This window comes from Dyella sp. (assembly GCF_035503745.1).
In the GTDB taxonomy this organism is placed as follows: domain Bacteria; phylum Pseudomonadota; class Gammaproteobacteria; order Xanthomonadales; family Rhodanobacteraceae; genus Dyella_B.
The window spans coordinates 144,311-160,749 of the sequence record NZ_DATJTC010000027.1; the positions used below are offsets into that span (position 1 = coordinate 144,311).

Sequence of the window (16,439 nt, forward strand, 5' to 3'; positions counted from 1 at the left end):
ATGCCCCCTCGCAACCTCCCCTGCACGCAGGGGGAGGGGCAAAAGCCGTCCCATACGCCCCCGTTCCCGCCACGTCACCCACCCCGGGTATACTGCGCGGCTTCCGTGCCACTTCGCGCCCGAATGAATCACAATTTCCTCGATTTTGAACAACCTATTGCCGAGCTGGAGGCCAAGATCGAGGAGCTCCGGCACGCCAGCACCGGCCATGACGTCAACATCGACGACGAAGTCGGCCGCCTGCGCGAAAAGCTCAAGCTGCGCACGGCGGACATCTTCCGCACCCTCACGCCCTGGCAGATCACCCAGCTCTCGCGCCACCCCGCGCGCCCCTACACGCTCGATTACATCGGCGTGATGTGCGAGGAATTCCACGAACTGGCCGGCGACCGCGCCTATGCCGACGACGCCGCCATCGTGGGCGGCCTGGGGCGCATCAACGGGCGCCAGGTAGTCATCATCGGCCACCAGAAGGCGCGCGATACCAAGGGCAAGGTGCGGCGCAACTTCGGCATGCCCCGCCCGGAAGGCTATCGCAAGGCGCTGCGCCTGATGAAGCTGGCCGAGCGTTTCAAACTGCCGCTGCTCACGCTGATCGACACGCCCGGCGCCTATCCGGGCGTGGGCGCCGAGGAACGCGGCCAGAGCGAGGCCATCGCGCGCAACCTGCTGGAAATGGCCGAGCTGAAGGTGCCGATCATCTGCACCGTGATCGGCGAAGGCGGTTCGGGCGGCGCGCTGGCGATCGGCGTGGGCGATCGCACGATCATGCTGCAATATTCCACCTATTCGGTGATCTCGCCCGAAGGCTGCGCCTCGATCCTGTGGAAGAGCGCCGAAAAAGCCCGCGACGCCGCCGAAGCACTGGGCCTGATCGCCCCGCGCCTGCTCGAACTTGGCCTGATCGACAAGGTCGTGCGCGAGCCCCTGGGCGGCGCGCATCGCAATCCGCAGTCCATGGCCATCCGCCTCAAAGCCGTGCTGCTCAACGAGCTGGACAAGCTCCAGGCCATACCGGTCCCCGAGCTGTTGGAGCAACGCTACCAACGCCTGCGCGGCTACGGCGCGTACCAGGAATAAACCGGACGATCTTTCCTCCCGCGAGGGAAGATCCACCGCAGCCATCACGCCCACGCGCTACCATCCCGACCATTCCCCGGGACGCACGCCCATGGCCAACGATCAAACCAACAAACTTGCCGTATTGATCGATGCCGACAACACCCAGCCGTCGATCGCCGACGGCTTGCTGGCCGAGGTGGCCAAGTACGGCACCGCGCACGTCAAGCGCGCCTACGGCGACTGGACCGGTACGCAGCTGAAAAGCTGGAAGGAACAACTGCTCACCCAGTCGATTCAGCCAATCCAGCAGTTCAGCTACACCAGCGGCAAGAACGCCACCGACTCGGCCATGATCATCGATGCGATGGATCTGCTTTATTCGGGCCGCTTCGACGGTTTCTGCATTGTCTCCAGCGACAGTGACTTCACCCGCCTGGCCGCGCGCATCCGCGAATCGGGCCTGATCGTGTATGGCTTTGGCGCACGCAAGACACCCGAGCCCTTCGTGGCCGCGTGCGACAAGTTCATCTACACCGAAATACTCGCCGCCAAGCCCGACGAGGAACAACCGCTCAAGCCGCGCACCGCCGCGCAGCTGAAACAGGACAGCGGCCTGATCAACCTGCTGCGCAACGCCATCGACGCCGCTTCCGACGAGGAAGGCTGGGCGGGGCTGGGCGGCGTCGGCTCGATCATCACCAAGCAACGGCCCAATTTCGACTCGCGCAGCTACGGCTACGGCAAGCTCAGCGAACTGATCGAGGCGGTCAAGCTCTTTGAGGTGGACCGCCGCAGCCCCGGCGACGGGCGTCCCAAGTCGATCTATGTGCGCAACAAGAAAAGCCCGGTGGCGCGTGGCTGACGACGATGCCCTGCGGGACATCCTGCGGCAGGCATTGGATGCGCATCCGCACCAGCCGTTATGCGTGGCCTACAGCGGCGGCCCCGATTCCACCGCCTTGCTGCACGCCCTGGCGCATCTGCCCCAAGCGCGCGCACGCGGCCTGCGCGCCATCCACATCGATCACGGCCTGCACGCGCAAAGCAGGCAGTGGGCGGCGCATTGCCAAGCGTTCTGCGCCACGCTCGGCCTGCCATGCGAGGTGCACGTGGCCAACGTGGATCGCACCGCCGGCATCGGCCTGGAAGCAGCCGCGCGCCATGCGCGTTACGCCATTTTCGCCCAACAACTGCATACGCACGAGCGGCTTGCGTTCGGCCACCACCGCGATGATCAGGCCGAAACCGTACTATTGAAATTGCTGCGCGGCGCGGGTCCGGAAGGACTCGGCGGCATGCGCGCCGAACGGCCACTGGGGCGCGGCACGATCTGGCGTCCCTTGCTGGATACGCCGCGCCAACTTTTGCGCGATTACGTTGCCGCACACGGCCTGTCCTGCATTCACGACCCGTCCAACGACGATGCGCAACTGGCGCGCAATCACCTGCGGCACGGCATCATGCCGCTGTTGCACGCACACTGGCCGCAGGCCGCGATCGCCATAACGCACAGCGCCAGGCTATGCCGCCAGGCCGCCGACACGCTGCAGCAGGATTGGCACGCCACCTACGAGCGCCTGCGCGAGGAGCAAACCAACAGCCTGGATGCACGCGGCTGGCTTGCGCTGGCGCCCGCTTTGCGCGGGCCGCTGCTGGCCCACTGGCTGCATACGCAAGGCCTGTCCGCACCGACGACCGCGCAGCGCGAGCAAATTGAACGCCAATGCACCGCCGAGCACGGCCAATTGCCATGCATCCAATGGCCTGGCACCGAAGTGCACGTATGGAAAAACCGCTTGTGGGCCATGCCCCGGCGCCAGCACACCGTCTGGCCGGCCCAGTTGCACTGGCAGGGCGAACGTTTGCCGCTGCCCGATGGCAGCCTGCTGAGCATGGAACCGCCGGTGCAACTTCCCATTCCATTGCGCGTGCGCTGGCGCAATGGCGGCGAGCAGATCAAACCGGCCGGCGACCGCCACACCCGCGATCTGCGCACGCTGTTCCAGGCCGCAGCCATTCCGCCGTGGCAGCGCGAGGCACTGCCGCTGCTCTATGAAGGCGACGAGCTGATCGCGGTGGCCGACCGTTGGCTCAGCGCGCGCGCCGAGGCGCTATTCAAACCGCTCGGCGCACGCCCACGCTGGCAGCCGGCGGCCTAAGGCGCGTCAGGGCTTCTGTCCAACCTTGCCTTCCAGCCCCTGCGACGGTATCGCGGACGAACCGGCCACCTTGCGTTGGACGAAGTACATCAGCACGAACGACAGCAACGTCGTGCACACCAGGACGTCGCCCAGCACATCGAAGTGCAACAGCCTCCCATCGGCCAGCTGCTTGACGACCAGCCCGCCCAGCATGGCCGCCAAGCCGCCGGACATCTGCTGCAGCGAGGAACTGACCGACATGTATGCGCCGCGATCGGACGGCGTAGGCAACGCCGACATCAGCGCCGAAGACGAAATCATGCGCGAGAAAATACCGATCTGCAGCAGCGCGCTCACCGTCACCAAGGTCCAGAACGCCACGTTGGACATGCGCGTATAGATCAGCACCATCACGATCGTCACCGCGCAACCGAACGCAAACACGCGGAACTTGCCGAATTTATCGCTGGCGCGGCCGATCAGCGGCCCCATGATCGCCGACACGGTGCCGGTGATCAGATACACCAGCGACAACTGATCGATCGGAATGCCCACGTTGTGCACCACGAACAACGTCGAATACGGCATCAGCAGGAATCCGCCCATGGTCAGCATCGCCGTGGTGACGAAACCGATCAGGTACGAGCGGGTGGTGAGCGTATGCAGCAAGTGATGCAGCGGATGCTTATCCGGACGCAGCGCCAGGTGCGCATTGACCGGGCGCAGGCGGCCGAAGATGGTGCCGCTGACCAGGGCGCACACGGTCACGATCAGGAAAAACGGTGCGTTCCAGCCCCAACGGCTCGATAGCGCCAGGCTCAACGGCAAGCCGAGCACGGTGCTGGCCGCGAAGGCGGACTGGATGAATCCCATCACGCGCCCGCGCATCGACAGCGGAAACAGATCGGTGACGATCGCCATCGACGCGGCGCCCACCACGCCCGCGAACAAACCGGTCACCATGCGCGCCAGCAGCAGTGCGAGGTAGGTGTGGGCCAGCGCGCAAAACAAGGTGCCCACCATGAAGCCGGCGTAGAAAACCAGCAACAGCTTCTTGCGGTCGAACCGATCGGCGAAACCCGCCGCGAGAATGCCCGATACGCCGGCAGCGAATGCGTACGCCGACACCACGTCGCCAAACTGCGCCGGGGTGATGTTCAAAGCCGGGATCACCATCGCCCCCAACGGCGCCAGCAGCATGAAATCCAGCACGATGGTGAACTGCAGGAACGCCAGCACGGCCACCACAAACTTCTGGTAGCCAGAAAAGCCCGTACCGCCTGTTTCGGCGGCCCGCAACGACGCATTCCCGGTCACGAAAACTCCCAGGCGACCCACATGGGCGCCGCACGATGGTTGACGATCTTGCTAAGATAGTATTTCGATATATCTATTTCAAGCCTCCCAGCCATCATGCCCGCCTCAATCGCCGGCCGCCATGCCCGCCTGGCATCCACGGCCTGCTCGGCAATTGATTCCACTCCTGCGCTGCGCTAGCGTTGCCGGCCATGGCCAAGCCCACTCCCGCCCCCGCTGAAACCGCACCCGTCGCCGACTTCGAACACTCGCTCGACGAACTCGAACAACTGGTAGCGCGCATGGAAGGCGGCGACATGAGCCTGGACGAATCGCTGAGCGCCTTCGAGCGCGGTATCGGCCTGTACCGCCATTGTCAGCAGGCGCTGGACCAGGCCGAGCTGCGTGTGCGCCTGCTGCTGGACCCCGACGCCCCCGAAACCGCCCAACCGTTTGAACCCGAAGCATGAACTAGGTCCGGCCCTGCGGGCACTGATTTCCCGCGCCGAGCGCGCGCTGGAAAGCGTGCTGCCGCCCGAGCATGCCCCACCGGTCGAACTGCACCGTGCCATGCGCTACGCAGCGCTTGGCGGCGGCAAGCGGCTGCGGCCGCTGCTCACCTACGCGACCGGTCGCGCGCTGGGCTGTGACGGTCCCGAGCTGGATGCGCCGGCCTGCGCGGTCGAACTGATCCACGCCTATTCGCTGGTGCACGACGATCTGCCCGCCATGGACGACGACGCCATGCGCCGCGGCCGGCCCACCTGCCATATCGTGTTCGGCGAGGCGATGGCGATCCTGGCGGGCGACGCCCTGCAGGCGCTGGCGTTCGAGATGCTCGCGCGCGGCAACCGCGAGCGAGGCATGGCGATGCTGGACACGCTCGGCCATGCCTGCGGCGCCGAAGGCATGGCCGGCGGCCAGGCACTGGATCTCACCGCCACCGGCCGCGTGCTCACCCTGCACGAACTGGAACACATGCACGCTTGCAAAACCGGCGCGCTGATCCGTGCCTCCGTGCGGCTGGGCGCACTTACCGCCGATGCGGACGCGTCCGCGCTCGCCGCCCTGGATCGCTACGCCGCCGCCGTCGGCCTCGCCTTCCAGGTGCGCGATGACATACTCGACGTGGAAGGGGCCACCGCGGTGTTAGGCAAGACTGCGGGCAAGGATGCGGCGGCGGGCAAGCCGACCTTCCCTTCCATCATCGGCCTGGACGCGTCGCGTGCGCGGCTGGACGAACTGACCGGCGTAGCCGTGGATGCCATCGCACCGCTGGGCGAGCGCGCCGATTGGCTGGGCGAACTGGCGCACTACGCGGCGCACCGCATGCGCTGATGCCACCCCGAGCACGCGCGACCAGGTCCGCGTCGCCGCGGGACCGGTTCAGCTGACCAGCCGCAGCGTGAAGGGATAACGGTAATGCCCATCCGAACTCACCTTCACCGCCGCCAGGATGCAGAACACCGCGTTCACGATCCACAGCACCGGCATCAGCAGAAAGCCAATCAGGACGATCTGCAAAATGCAGCAGACGAAGGCAGCAAGCGTAATCGTCAGCTGGAAATTCAGCGCCTCTTTCGCTTCGCCGACCATGTACGCCTTGTCCGTGCGATCCTTGTGAACCAGCCACACGATCAGCGGCACGATAAAGTAAAAAAGCAGCCCGGAAAGATGGGTCAGCATGGCCAGGTTGCGGTCATTGCTCGATACCATCGGCTCGCTGGGCGGCGAGATCTGGTCGGACGGTGTGCTCATGACATTCCCTCCGTCGATGGATGCTTGTCTTAAGCAAGCATGCTCAGGCTACTTGATCAGTCGCAGCGTGAACGGATAACGGTAACGCACCCCTTCATTGGCCTTCACCGCGGCAATGATGGTGAGCACGAACCAGCCGATGCCGATCACCACCCACATGGGGATGGCGATAATCAAGCCGATGCCGAAGGTGACCGCTGACAACACCAGCAGCGCGAAGGTAATGATCGCCACGCTGATGTTGAAGTTGAGCGCTTCTTTACCCTGGTCGGCAACGAAAGGCATGCTGTCTTTCTTGATCAGCCAGACGATCAGCGGCCCGAGGAAGCAGGCGACGCCGCCGCCATGCACGGAAGTGACAACGGCGCCGAGCAGGGCCGAAAGATGGGCAACCATGGCCCAGGTTCGCTCCTGGGCGGGAATGTCGCTCGGCGATGATGGCTCGCTTGGCGGCGGTACGACGGACTCAGGCGGAACGCTCATGCGCATCTCCTTGCAAGTCGTGCAAAACGCCGGCCCCTTCCCGGTGGAGTGATCCTAGCAGGGCTCGCAGGAACTTGCCGGCCCCTGCGGCGGCCTTTATTCGCCGGCAATCGTCATGCGATCGAGCAGGACGGAACCGGTAAGCAGGGGCGAGCGCCGGTCCACATCCGCGCCCACCGCCACGATGCCGGTGTACATGTCGCGCAGATTGGCGGCAATGGTGATTTCTTCCACCGGGTAGGCGATCTTGCCGTGCTCGACCCAGAAGCCCGCCGCCCCGCGCGAATAATCACCGGTGATGGTGTTGACGCCCTGGCCCATCACCTCGGTCACCAGCAGGCCGGTGCCCAGGCGCTGCAGCATGCCATCGAAGTCCAGCGGCGCGCCGCCGTCGGCATGGCCGGGCTCGACGATCAGGTTATGAATACCGCCCGCGTTGCCGGTCGACTCCAGGCCGAGCTTGCGCGCCGAATAGCTGCCTAGGACATAACGCGCCAGCACGCCGTTCTCGATCAGCGCACTGTCGCGCGTGGCCACGCCTTCGGCATCGAACGTGCCCGAGCCCTGCCCGCGCGGCAGAAACGGACGCTCCACGATGTTCAGCCACGCAGGCATCACCTGCTTGCCCGCGTGGTCGAGCAGGAAGCTGGCGCGCCGATACAGCGATCCGCCGCTGACGGCGCCGACCAGATGGCCGATCAGGCCGCGCGCCACGTCCGGCGAAAACATCACCGCGGATTGACGCGTGGACAGCCGCCGTGCACCCACGCGTGCCAGCGTGCGCTGGGCGGCGATGTCGCCCAGGGCCTTCGCGCTCATGAAATCGTCGGCGCTGCGTGCGCTGTCGTACCAGTAATCGCGCTGCATGCCCGCTTCGTCGCCGGCGATCAGCGACAGCGACAGCGAATGCCGCGTACCGCGCTCGCGCCCCACGAAGCCGTGCGAATTGGCGTACACCGACACGCTCTGGCCCATCTGTACGCTGGCGCCCTCGGAATTGCTGATGCCCGCATGCGAACGGCCGGCCGCTTCGATCTGCTGGCCCAGCGCAATCGCGCCGGCCGTATCGATGGCCCAGGGGTGCCACAGGTCCAGATCGGGAAACACGGTCGCCATGCGCGACGCATCGGCCAGACCCGAGGCGGGATCTTCTTCCGTGTAGCGGGCGATGGCACAGGCCTGGTCCAGCGTGGCCTGGATCGAATCGGCGTTGAGATCGGCGGTGCTCGCCGAGCCCTTGCGCTTACCGAAATACACGGTGAGGCCGAAACCGCGATCGCGCGTGTGCTCGACCGTTTCCACCTCGCCCAGGCGCACGTTCACGTTCAGGCCGGTGTCGATGCTGGCCGATACCTCCGCCTGGCTGGCGCCCGCGGCGCGGGCACGGCCGATGACGTCTTGGGCCAGCTCCGCCAGACGATCGAGTTCGCGCCGGCTGGCGTCCTGCTGTTTGATGGCAACGTCGCTCACTTGGGTTTCCTGGAGAAATGGCAGTTACAATAGCTGGACATGGGGCCGCCCAGACCCATTGCCAACACTTAAAGTCGCCAAGGTTGCCACGGGAGCTGCCATGTCCATAGCCACCGGCATCTATCGTCACTACAAGGGTCAAAGTTACCGCGTGCTGGGTACGGCCCTGCATAGCGAAACCATGGAAGAACTGGTCGTCTACCAGGCCCTTTACGGCGACCATGGCCTGTGGGTGCGTCCCGCCGCCATGTTCGCCGAAAGCGTCGAGCTGGATGGCGAACCCATCCCGCGCTTCGCCCTGGTCGACGCACCCGAACGGAAAGCACTGTGAACCGCACGTACACCGACGACCCCGAGCACGACTACGGCCCCACCCGCACGCAGCAGCGTCGCGACGCACTGGCTGTGCTGGCCTTCGCCACGCAGTTGTCCGAACTGCCGCAAAGCAAGCTCGCCCGCGCCGATCTGCCTGAAGACGTGCTGCGCGAAATCGACAACCTGCGCCGCATCACTTCGCATATCGCGCGCAAGCGCCAGCTGGGTTTTCTCGCCAAGGTGATGCGTCGCCACGACGACGAAGCGTTCGACACCGCGCGCGCGCTGATGGGCGAAAACCGCGAGCAGCAACGCAAGGAAACCGCGGCGATGCACCGGCTGGAAGCCTTGCGCGAGCGCATCATCGCACACGACGACGCCTTGCAGGAGCTGATCGATCAATACCCGGGCATCGATCGCCAGCACCTGCGCTCGCTGATCCGGCAGGCGCGGCTTGAACGCGACGGCAACAAGCCGCCGCGCGCGTATCGCGAGATCTTCCAGCTGTTGAAAACGGTTACGGCAACCGTTGACAATGAAGACGCCGGCTGACGGCGTCTTCTAAGGATCGCTTTACGGATTGGCGCGGCGCGCGCCACTAGCGTGTAAACAGGCCCTGGCGCAGGCGTCCGTCAGGACGCCGTACCGCCCACGGTCATCGCCTCCACGCGCAAGGTCGGCTGACCCACGCCGACCGGCACGCTCTGCCCTTCCTTGCCGCAAACGCCGATGCCTTCGTCAAGTGCGAGGTCGTTACCGATCATCGACACGCGCGTCAGCACGTCCGGGCCGCTGCCGATCAGTGTGGCGCCTTTCACCGGCGCGGTGATCTTGCCGTCTTCGATCAGATACGCCTCGCTGGCGGAGAACACGAACTTGCCGTTGGTGATGTCCACCTGGCCGCCGCCGAAATTCACCGCGTACAGGCCTTTCTTCACCGAGCGCAGGATCTCCTGCGGATCGTGCTGGCCGGCCAGCATGTAGGTGTTGGTCATGCGCGGCATCGGCAGTTGCGCGAACGATTCGCGCCGGCCGTTGCCGGTAGGCGCCATGCCCATCAGGCGTGCGTTGAGCTTGTCCTGCATGTAGCCCTTGAGGATGCCGTCCTCGATGAGCGTGGTGCATTCGGTCGGCGTGCCTTCGTCATCGACGCTGAGCGAGCCGCGGCGGCCCGGCAGCGTGCCGTCGTCGACGACGGTGACGCCCGGCGCCGCCACACGCTGGCCGATGCGTCCGGCAAAAGCGGAGCTGCCCTTGCGGTTGAAATCGCCCTCCAGGCCGTGGCCGATGGCCTCGTGCAGCAGCACACCGGGCCAGCCTGGCCCAAGTACCACGGTCATCGTGCCGGCAGGCGCATCGACCGCATCGAGATTGACCAGCGCCTGCCGCACCGCCTCGTCGGCAAACGCCATGGCACGGCCGTTTTCCAGCAGCTCGCGATAGTCGTAACGACCGCCGCCGCCGGCATAGCCTTGCTCGCGGCGGCCATCCTGCTCGGCGATCACCTGCACGCCCAGGCGTACCAGGGGGCGCACGTCGGCCGCCAGCGTGCCATCGGATCCGGCCACCAGTACGGTATCGAGGGTGGCGCTCAAGCTCACGATGACTTGCTTCACGCGCGGATCGCGCGCGCGCGCATACGCATCGACCTCGCGCAGCACGGCGATTTTGTCGGGATTGGGCAGGCTATCGACCGGATCGATGGCCCGATACAGCGCCTTGCCGCCATGCAGGGCCAACGGCTTGCCGGCGCCGTTGCCGCCGTGGGCGATCGCACGCGCCGCTTTGGAGGCCTCCAGCAGCTGCGGCAGCACGATTTCGTCGGAGTAGGCGAAGCCGGTCTTCTCGCCGCTGATGGCGCGCACGCCAACGCCCTGTTCGATGGCGTGGCTGCCGTCCTTGACAATCCCCTCCTCCAGCACCCAGGACTCGCTGCGCGAGTGCTGGAAATACAGGTCCGCCGCATCGATGGACGGCCCCATCAGCTGGGTAAAGACACGGTCGAGGTCGCCGGTAGCCAGTCCACCGGGGGTAAGCAGGCGGCTCTCGGCCTGTGCGATCAGGGAATTCATGAATAGGGCCAGGTCAGCGGAGATGGGAGATGTAAAAGGCAATCTGGGGTCGAGCGGACCAGTTTAAAACCCGCCCGGGCGAGCGGTCGACGATGCCATTTAGCATGGACCTTGTGACACCCGGCCTCCATCGCGGCCATCACGCCTGCGACGACGCCGCGCACTACGCCTTGCTCGACGACGTGTTCGGCACGTCGGTGAAATCGAAGAACACATTCCCCGAGCAGGACGGCGTGGCCGGTGCCGGCAGGTCGGACGAATTCGTGCGGCAGCCATCTTTTCCGTTCCATGGAAACTCGCAAACGGCACGTCCATCGACTGACGCTGCGCTATCGTCCCGCGCTTGAGGCGGGCGCCGGCGCCCTTGCCGACGCAGCCGGCGCCGGTGCCGCCGGCACGGGTGTTATGGCCGCATCGCCGGAGGTGACGACCGGTTTGTCCCAACTGCCGGTAATGCGCAGCCGTTGTACGGCCATATGGCTTAAGCCCCGGCCCAGCACACCCTGCACGGCAAAGCCCGCCGCCGCGCCGATGGGCCCGGCAACGACCGCGCCTACTACCGGCAGGCTGCTGCCGACGTGCGGAAGAATCACTACTTGCTGGTCGTAGTCGCGCGCGCGCAGACCCGTGCGGCCGGTAATGGTGATTTCGGCGGCGGGGCCATGAATTTTCACGTTGCTGGTGTAGGCGTTGCCGTCTTTCAGGCGGAAATCGCCACTGATCTGGTCGAAAGCGAAACCCTTGCCGAAGACGTCGTTGAAATTCAGCGACAGCCGGCGCGGGAATTCGGCGATCGAGGCCAGGCCGAAGAATCGTCCGCTCACGCCCGGCGATGCCTTGGGAATGAGTCCGTTGGTGACATTGACCTTCAGCGTGCCGTCCATGTTGCCCAGCTCGAACGCCCATGGACCGCCGGGCCATGTCGCATCGAGTTCGTCGTGCGTCTTGCCGCCCTGGAAGATGTCTTCGTAGCCGAACTCGCCGAGCATGTCGCCGAGGTTGTCGGCATCGAACGTGACACGCAGACGCGTGGCGCTGTTGCTTGGCGAACCGTTCCAGTCGCCGCTGGCGTTGACCTGCACGCTCCTGGAATGCGTGGACAGTTCGTCGATATGCATGCCTGTGGCGGTCGGCCAGGTTTCCAGGCGCGCGTCGCCGAGTTTGCTGTCGCCCAGCCGCAGGTCGTGGATCCAGATGTGCAGCGGCGAAATGCCGGCCGGATCGATGCCGGTATTGGCCGGATCGGACACCGGCACCGGCGCGGCGCCGGGATTCTTCGCCGGCTTGGTCGGCTCCTTGGGCCAGTACAGGCGCTGCAAGCGTCCGGTGATGCCGCGCTTGGCCAACTCCACGGTCGGCACGCTGAAGTGGCCCGCGGCGGCGGCGCTGTCCACGTCCAGTTCCAGCGTGTCGCCCTTGGGCGCCGCCCGGATGTGCATCTGGGCAAAATCGCGGCCAAAGACCTGCGCGTGCTCGGTGGTGACGTCGATGGTTTCCAGGCTGATGCCGCTGCTGGCGCTGCCGCCGATGGATTGACGTACCCAGCCGGTGACGTCCAGCTGCGGCGCATCGCCGCGAATGCGCATACCCTTCGCCGGCAGGCTGTCGGGAATCTGATTGCCGAAGGCGAAGGTGGCCGCGACGGGTGTCTGATCGTTCACGGGAAGGCGGATGTGCCCGCTCATCACCGAGCCCAGCGCAAGCTGCAGATCGCTGCCCGCCATCGGCAAGCTCATGCTCAGGCGCAGCGGCAGGCTTGCATCGTCGGCCGGCTTGCTCAACGGCACCGGGAAGTTCAGCGCGATGCCGGTCATCGGCGATTGGATGCTCAGTGTCTGTGCACCCTGCTCGCCTTCGTCCGCATGCGCAATCTGATAGCCGATGGTGAACTGGCTGCGGCCGCTGGCGACGTCGCCGAGCCATTTGAGCTGCGAATAATCTTTAATGAGCTCGGGCACGGTGTAGTTGCCGCTGAGCTTGGCCGACAAGACCGTATTGGGATCGCCGGTGGCACCGGCGATGGCCAGGTCCAGTTGCGAAGGCTCGCCGCGGAATCCAGCCGCCAGCGGGCCCGCGTGAAAACCGTGCGCATCGAACGTCGCCGGGCCGTTGAGCTTGTCCAGTTGCAGGTGCCAATCGGGCGCATTGAAATCGACGTTGTTGAATTGCGCGTTCCCCGCAAGCAGGAAATCGTGCATATCGTGTGTCGGCAAAGACAGATGAAAATCGAAACTGCCGGTGCCGTCGAGCTTGATCTTGGCCAGCGCATCGGCCTGCTTGCGCGCGATGGGGCTGTTGCCGACGAAGTTGAGCATATCGGCGGCTTTGCCGGTGCCGCTGACATTGAGATCGAGTGTGGTGTGCGCCAGTTCCGGAATCACCGCAACCGCGTTGGTCACGTTTACATTCATCGATTGACCGCTGGTCGCCTGCACCATCATGCCCGCATCAATGAAGTTGGCGACCGCGTTAATGTGCTCGGCGACCGGCCAGCTCTTGCCGTAGCTGAGCGTCAGATCGCTGATCTGGGCACGTGCCTCGAAGCGGCCTTCATTGTGATGAAACGGCCAGTCGGCAAGGCTGCCGCGCACCAGCACGGCGGCGTTGTCGAGCTTGCCCGCTACGAACGCCTGGTCCAGCCAGGCGACAGCGGGCGGCGCCAGGGAATTGACCGGCCAGAACAACCGGGCTGCCGAGACGTCGGCGTGCGTGAGCGCTACGTAGAGGTCCAGGAACGGGCGTCCGCCGTCGCTGGGCAACTGCACCTCGCCCTGCGCATTGCCGCCATAGTTTTCGCCTTCGAAATCCATATCGGCCACGCCGATGTGCGTGGCGTCCTCGTCATGCCACAGCGCGATATCGCCGGCCAATTCGCTCATCACGAACGGTTTGCGGAAGGTATGCGGAAAGCTGATGGTGGCGGCCTGCGAAGGCAGCTCCAGCGACACTGCCTCGCCATCGCCGCGCGCCTCGCCGCGCAGATGATCCACCCCCGGCAGCTTGCCGACCGGTGCAATGCCGAGGTCGCCGAAGGTCGCATCGAGTTTTTGCAAACCCGCCGCGGCATTCCAATGAAATACGGCACGCTGCAGCTGGCCGTGCGGCTGGCCATCGGCCAGCCATTGCGCAAGTCCCGGCGAAAGCCCTGGCTTCAGGCCCAGCCACGGCAACAGCGGCGCCAGTTGCAGCTGGTTGGCGACACCGGTGATGTCGGCTTGGGGCGTGCCAGGATGATGGATATCCACCCCCATGGCGCCACCGTCGCTGCCGGCCCAACGCAACGCGAAGCCGCCATCGTAGCGGCGTAACTCCGCCAGGCCGCCGAGCACCGGCACGCTCGCCTTGACGCCTGCCGGGCTGGTCACGGCCAGATCGCGCAAGCTGATCTGGAACAGGTCGCGCACGATCTGCTCGTGGCTCCAGTCCATCCACACGGCCAAGTCGCCGTGACCGCTGTCGATGGTGTAGCCACCCAGCCCCAGGCCTGCGGCGAGGCCACGCAGGTCGGCATTCTGGATCGCTACCCAGACCTTGCCGCTGGCGCCATCGTCGCGAAAGCGCCCCGCCGCCTGCAGCTCGCCGGTCGCGCCCACGCGGTGCATGCGCGCGCCGATGCGGATGTCATTGCCCTGGTGGGTGACGCGCAACTGGTCGGCCAGCATGACGTAGCGCTGGCCCAGCAATTGGTCGTCGATATCCACGCGCAGGTTGTCCAGCCACAGCTCGATCGAAATCCGCCCGAACGAGACGTTCTGGCGTTCCGGGCCGCCCGCCACGCCGATGCCGTTGATGTGCCACTGGTTGTTCGCGTCGCGGGTGAGATCCAGCTCCAGGTCATTGGCCTGAAGGTTCAGCAGATGGCGCGAGGGGAGCAGCCATGCGCCGAAATCCAGCTTCAGGTCGACCTCGGGCACATGCAGCGGGTTGCCGCCCGCGCCGGGCCCCAGGGTGACGCCGCGCATGACGAAGCGCGGGCCGGAAGGCTCCCAGCGCCCCTGCAGCGATGTGAACGTCACCGGGCGCTGCAGCTTGCTGCTGAGCTCGGCCGCCACCCATTGCGGATGTTTGGCGAGCAAAGGCAACAGCACCTGTGCGAGCGCGGCGCTCACCGCCAGCGCGATCACCAGCACGCCAACGATCCAGGCCAGGCTGCGGCCCAGCCAGCGCGTCCATCTTTGCGGCGCCTTGCTCACCAATGGCCCGGATCAAAGTAGTACGACATCGAATTGTTCCTGCGAATAATGCTCTTCGGCCTGGAAGCGTATGCTTTTTGAAATGAACTCTTCCAATTCGGCCACCGCGGTGGATTCTTCCTCAAGGATGCGTCCGACCACTTTGGGGCTGGCCATCACCAGCAGCTTCTGCGCGTTGAACTGGCGCACGGCGCGGGTGATTTCGCGAAAAATTTCGTAGGTGACGGTTTCGGCCGTCTTTACCGCTCCACGGCCCATGCAGGCCGGACACGGTTCGCACAGCTGGCGCTCCAGGCTTTCGGTGGTGCGCTTGCGCGTCATTTCGACCAGGCCCAGCTGCGACATCGGGTAGACGGTGGTCTTGGCATGATCGCGGGCCAGGCCTTTTTCGAGCATGCGGATCACTTGCCGCTTGTGCTCTTCGTCGGTCATGTCGATGAAGTCAATGATGATGATGCCGCCCAGGTTGCGCAGCCGCAGTTGGCGCGCCGCCGCCTGCGCCGCTTCCAGATTGGTCCGGTAAACGGTTTCCTCCAGATTGCGTGTACCCAGATAGCCGCCGGTGTTGACGTCGATGGTGGTCATCGCCTCGGTCTGGTCCACGATCAGGTAGCCGCCGGATTTCAACGGCACTTCCTTGCGCAGCGCACGCTGGATTTCGTCCTCCACGCCGTACAGGTCGAAGATCGGGCGCTCGCCGGAATAGTGTTCGATGCGATCGTCCAGGCTCGGCATGAACTTGTGCACGAACTTGGCCACTTTTTCGAACGTCTCGCGCGAATCCACCCGTACTTTCTCGATATCGTCGTTGAGCAGATCCCGTAGTGCGCGCAGCGGCAGCGAAAGTTCCTCGTACACGCGCTCGCCGACCTTGGCCTTGGCAATATTTTCCTGCACCACGCGCCACACCTTGCCCAGGTAGGTCACATCGAAGGCAAGCGACTCGGCCGACTGCTCTTCGGCGTTGGTGCGCACGATGTAACCCAACGGGTTGTCGCCGATGAGCGGGGTGAGCACGTCCTTCAGCCGCTGCCGCTCGGTTTCGTCCTCGATGCGCGTGGAAATGCCCAGCGTGCGGGCGTGCGGCAGCAGCACCAGATAGCGCGAGGGAATGGACAGGTGCGTGGACAGCCGCGCGCCCTTGGTGCCGATCGGGTCCTTGACCACCTGCACCACGATTTCCTGCCCCTCATGCACCAGCTCGCTGATCGAGGGCATGTGGCCATTGCCGTTGCCGCCGGCCGGTGCCTCGGCGGCGCCGTCGGGCAGGGGCGGACGGACGATGTCCGAGGCGTGCAGGAACGCGGCGCGCTCCAGGCCGATGTCCACGAACACCGCCTGCATGCCCGGCATGACCCGCTGCACCCGCCCCTTGTAAACGTTGCCGACGTATCCGCGCCGCGACGTACGCTCGACATGCAATTCCTGCAGCATGCCGTTCTCCACCACGCCCACTCGCGTCTCGCGCGGGGTGACATTGATCAAAATTTCTTCGCTCACCGACATCCCCAAGTTCAAGCGACCTTTATAGCGGCAGCACGCGAGGCATGTCGATGCGCAACGCACAGCTACTCCTGTACTTGCGCGTTTTGTAAAGTCTCGGCAAGCCTGCTGCCGCTGCGCACCGCTCCGTGGCTCCTTGACGCAGC

The 16,439-nt window shown here is 65.2% G+C and carries 15 protein-coding genes; 8 read left to right on the forward strand and 7 right to left on the reverse strand.

Translation table 11 applies throughout. The annotated features are described in order from the left end of the window. Positions 1-123 precede the first annotated feature (123 nt). The 3 genes from VME63_RS10995 to tilS all read left to right on the forward strand — a co-directional run bounded on the left by VME63_RS10995 (position 124) and on the right by tilS (position 3,221). Positions 124-1,080, forward strand: a complete 957-nt coding sequence (locus VME63_RS10995) for an acetyl-CoA carboxylase carboxyltransferase subunit alpha (RefSeq protein ID WP_325433202.1) — start codon at positions 124-126, stop codon at positions 1,078-1,080. 91 nt (positions 1,081-1,171) lie between these two features. Beyond that, positions 1,172-1,924: an NYN domain-containing protein gene (locus VME63_RS11000; protein ID WP_325433203.1), complete on the forward strand. Its 753-nt coding sequence runs from the start codon at positions 1,172-1,174 to the stop codon at positions 1,922-1,924. Next, on the forward strand, positions 1,917-3,221 hold the full coding sequence (gene tilS, locus VME63_RS11005; RefSeq protein WP_325433204.1) for a tRNA lysidine(34) synthetase TilS: 1,305 nt from the start codon (positions 1,917-1,919) through the stop codon (positions 3,219-3,221). Before VME63_RS11000 ends, tilS begins: the two co-directional genes overlap by 8 nt. 6 nt (positions 3,222-3,227) lie before the next feature. On the opposite strand, the gene VME63_RS11010 is transcribed toward tilS, so the two are convergent. Further along, positions 3,228-4,520: an MFS transporter gene (locus VME63_RS11010; RefSeq protein WP_325433206.1), complete on the reverse strand. Its 1,293-nt coding sequence runs from the start codon at positions 4,518-4,520 to the stop codon at positions 3,228-3,230. Positions 4,521-4,711: 191 nt separating this feature from the next. Here VME63_RS11010 and VME63_RS11015 point away from each other — a divergent pair, with 191 nt between their 5' ends. Both VME63_RS11015 and VME63_RS11020 read left to right on the forward strand, forming a co-directional pair. Beyond that, entirely contained in the window at positions 4,712-4,969 is a 258-nt protein-coding gene (locus VME63_RS11015) for an exodeoxyribonuclease VII small subunit (RefSeq protein ID WP_325433208.1), read from the forward strand. Further along, on the forward strand, positions 4,953-5,837 hold the full coding sequence (locus VME63_RS11020) for a farnesyl diphosphate synthase (protein WP_325433209.1): 885 nt from the start codon (positions 4,953-4,955) through the stop codon (positions 5,835-5,837). Before VME63_RS11015 ends, VME63_RS11020 begins: the two co-directional genes overlap by 17 nt. A 48-nt stretch (positions 5,838-5,885) precedes the next feature. Here the strand turns inward: VME63_RS11020 and VME63_RS11025 are convergent, their stop codons facing one another. From VME63_RS11025 to pmbA, 3 genes are all read right to left on the reverse strand, one after another. Continuing rightward, positions 5,886-6,257 (reverse strand): DUF4870 domain-containing protein, encoded by a 372-nt coding sequence (locus VME63_RS11025; protein WP_325433211.1) that lies wholly within the window; start codon positions 6,255-6,257, stop codon positions 5,886-5,888. Positions 6,258-6,305: 48 nt separating this feature from the next. Then, positions 6,306-6,740, reverse strand: coding sequence for a DUF4870 domain-containing protein (locus VME63_RS11030; protein WP_325433212.1), 435 nt, complete (start codon positions 6,738-6,740; stop codon positions 6,306-6,308). Positions 6,741-6,836: 96 nt separating this feature from the next. Next, positions 6,837-8,210: a metalloprotease PmbA gene (gene pmbA, locus VME63_RS11035; RefSeq protein WP_325433214.1), complete on the reverse strand. Its 1,374-nt coding sequence runs from the start codon at positions 8,208-8,210 to the stop codon at positions 6,837-6,839. Between the two features lie 100 nt (positions 8,211-8,310). Here pmbA and VME63_RS11040 point away from each other — a divergent pair, with 100 nt between their 5' ends. After that, the gene (locus tag VME63_RS11040; RefSeq protein ID WP_325433216.1) at positions 8,311-8,541 is read left to right on the forward strand and encodes a DUF1653 domain-containing protein; all 231 of its coding nucleotides are present in this window, start codon (positions 8,311-8,313) and stop codon (positions 8,539-8,541) included. Further along, the gene (gene yjgA / locus VME63_RS11045) at positions 8,538-9,077 is read left to right on the forward strand and encodes a ribosome biogenesis factor YjgA (RefSeq protein ID WP_325433218.1); all 540 of its coding nucleotides are present in this window, start codon (positions 8,538-8,540) and stop codon (positions 9,075-9,077) included. The genes VME63_RS11040 and yjgA overlap by 4 nt, the downstream gene beginning before the upstream one ends. An 80-nt stretch (positions 9,078-9,157) precedes the next feature. On the opposite strand, the gene tldD is transcribed toward yjgA, so the two are convergent. Beyond that, the gene (gene tldD, locus VME63_RS11050; protein ID WP_325433219.1) at positions 9,158-10,597 is read right to left on the reverse strand and encodes a metalloprotease TldD; all 1,440 of its coding nucleotides are present in this window, start codon (positions 10,595-10,597) and stop codon (positions 9,158-9,160) included. Positions 10,598-10,701: 104 nt separating this feature from the next. On the opposite strand from tldD, the gene VME63_RS11055 reads away from it, so the two are divergent. Continuing rightward, positions 10,702-10,944: a hypothetical protein gene (locus tag VME63_RS11055; RefSeq protein ID WP_325433220.1), complete on the forward strand. Its 243-nt coding sequence runs from the start codon at positions 10,702-10,704 to the stop codon at positions 10,942-10,944. Here the strand turns inward: VME63_RS11055 and VME63_RS11060 are convergent. Both VME63_RS11060 and rng read right to left on the reverse strand, forming a co-directional pair. Further along, positions 10,927-14,790: a YhdP family protein gene (locus VME63_RS11060; RefSeq protein WP_325433221.1), complete on the reverse strand. Its 3,864-nt coding sequence runs from the start codon at positions 14,788-14,790 to the stop codon at positions 10,927-10,929. The genes VME63_RS11055 and VME63_RS11060 overlap by 18 nt on opposite strands. A 12-nt stretch (positions 14,791-14,802) precedes the next feature. Next, a complete protein-coding gene (gene rng, locus VME63_RS11065; RefSeq protein WP_325433222.1) occupies positions 14,803-16,290 on the reverse strand; it encodes a ribonuclease G in 1,488 nt (495 codons plus the stop codon). Positions 16,291-16,439 lie beyond the last annotated feature (149 nt).

Coding starts and splice junctions, on each gene's coding strand:
- VME63_RS11055 (WP_325433220.1), top strand. CDS start 10,702: ATGGACCTTGTGACACCCGGCCTCCATCGCGGCCATCACGCCTGCGAC.
- VME63_RS11025 (WP_325433211.1), bottom strand. CDS start 6,257: ATGAGCACACCGTCCGACCAGATCTCGCCGCCCAGCGAGCCGATGGTA.
- VME63_RS10995 (WP_325433202.1), top strand. CDS start 124: ATGAATCACAATTTCCTCGATTTTGAACAACCTATTGCCGAGCTGGAG.
- tldD (WP_325433219.1), bottom strand. CDS start 10,597: ATGAATTCCCTGATCGCACAGGCCGAGAGCCGCCTGCTTACCCCCGGT.
- VME63_RS11000 (WP_325433203.1), top strand. CDS start 1,172: ATGGCCAACGATCAAACCAACAAACTTGCCGTATTGATCGATGCCGAC.
- VME63_RS11040 (WP_325433216.1), top strand. CDS start 8,311: ATGTCCATAGCCACCGGCATCTATCGTCACTACAAGGGTCAAAGTTAC.
- VME63_RS11030 (WP_325433212.1), bottom strand. CDS start 6,740: ATGAGCGTTCCGCCTGAGTCCGTCGTACCGCCGCCAAGCGAGCCATCA.
- VME63_RS11015 (WP_325433208.1), top strand. CDS start 4,712: ATGGCCAAGCCCACTCCCGCCCCCGCTGAAACCGCACCCGTCGCCGAC.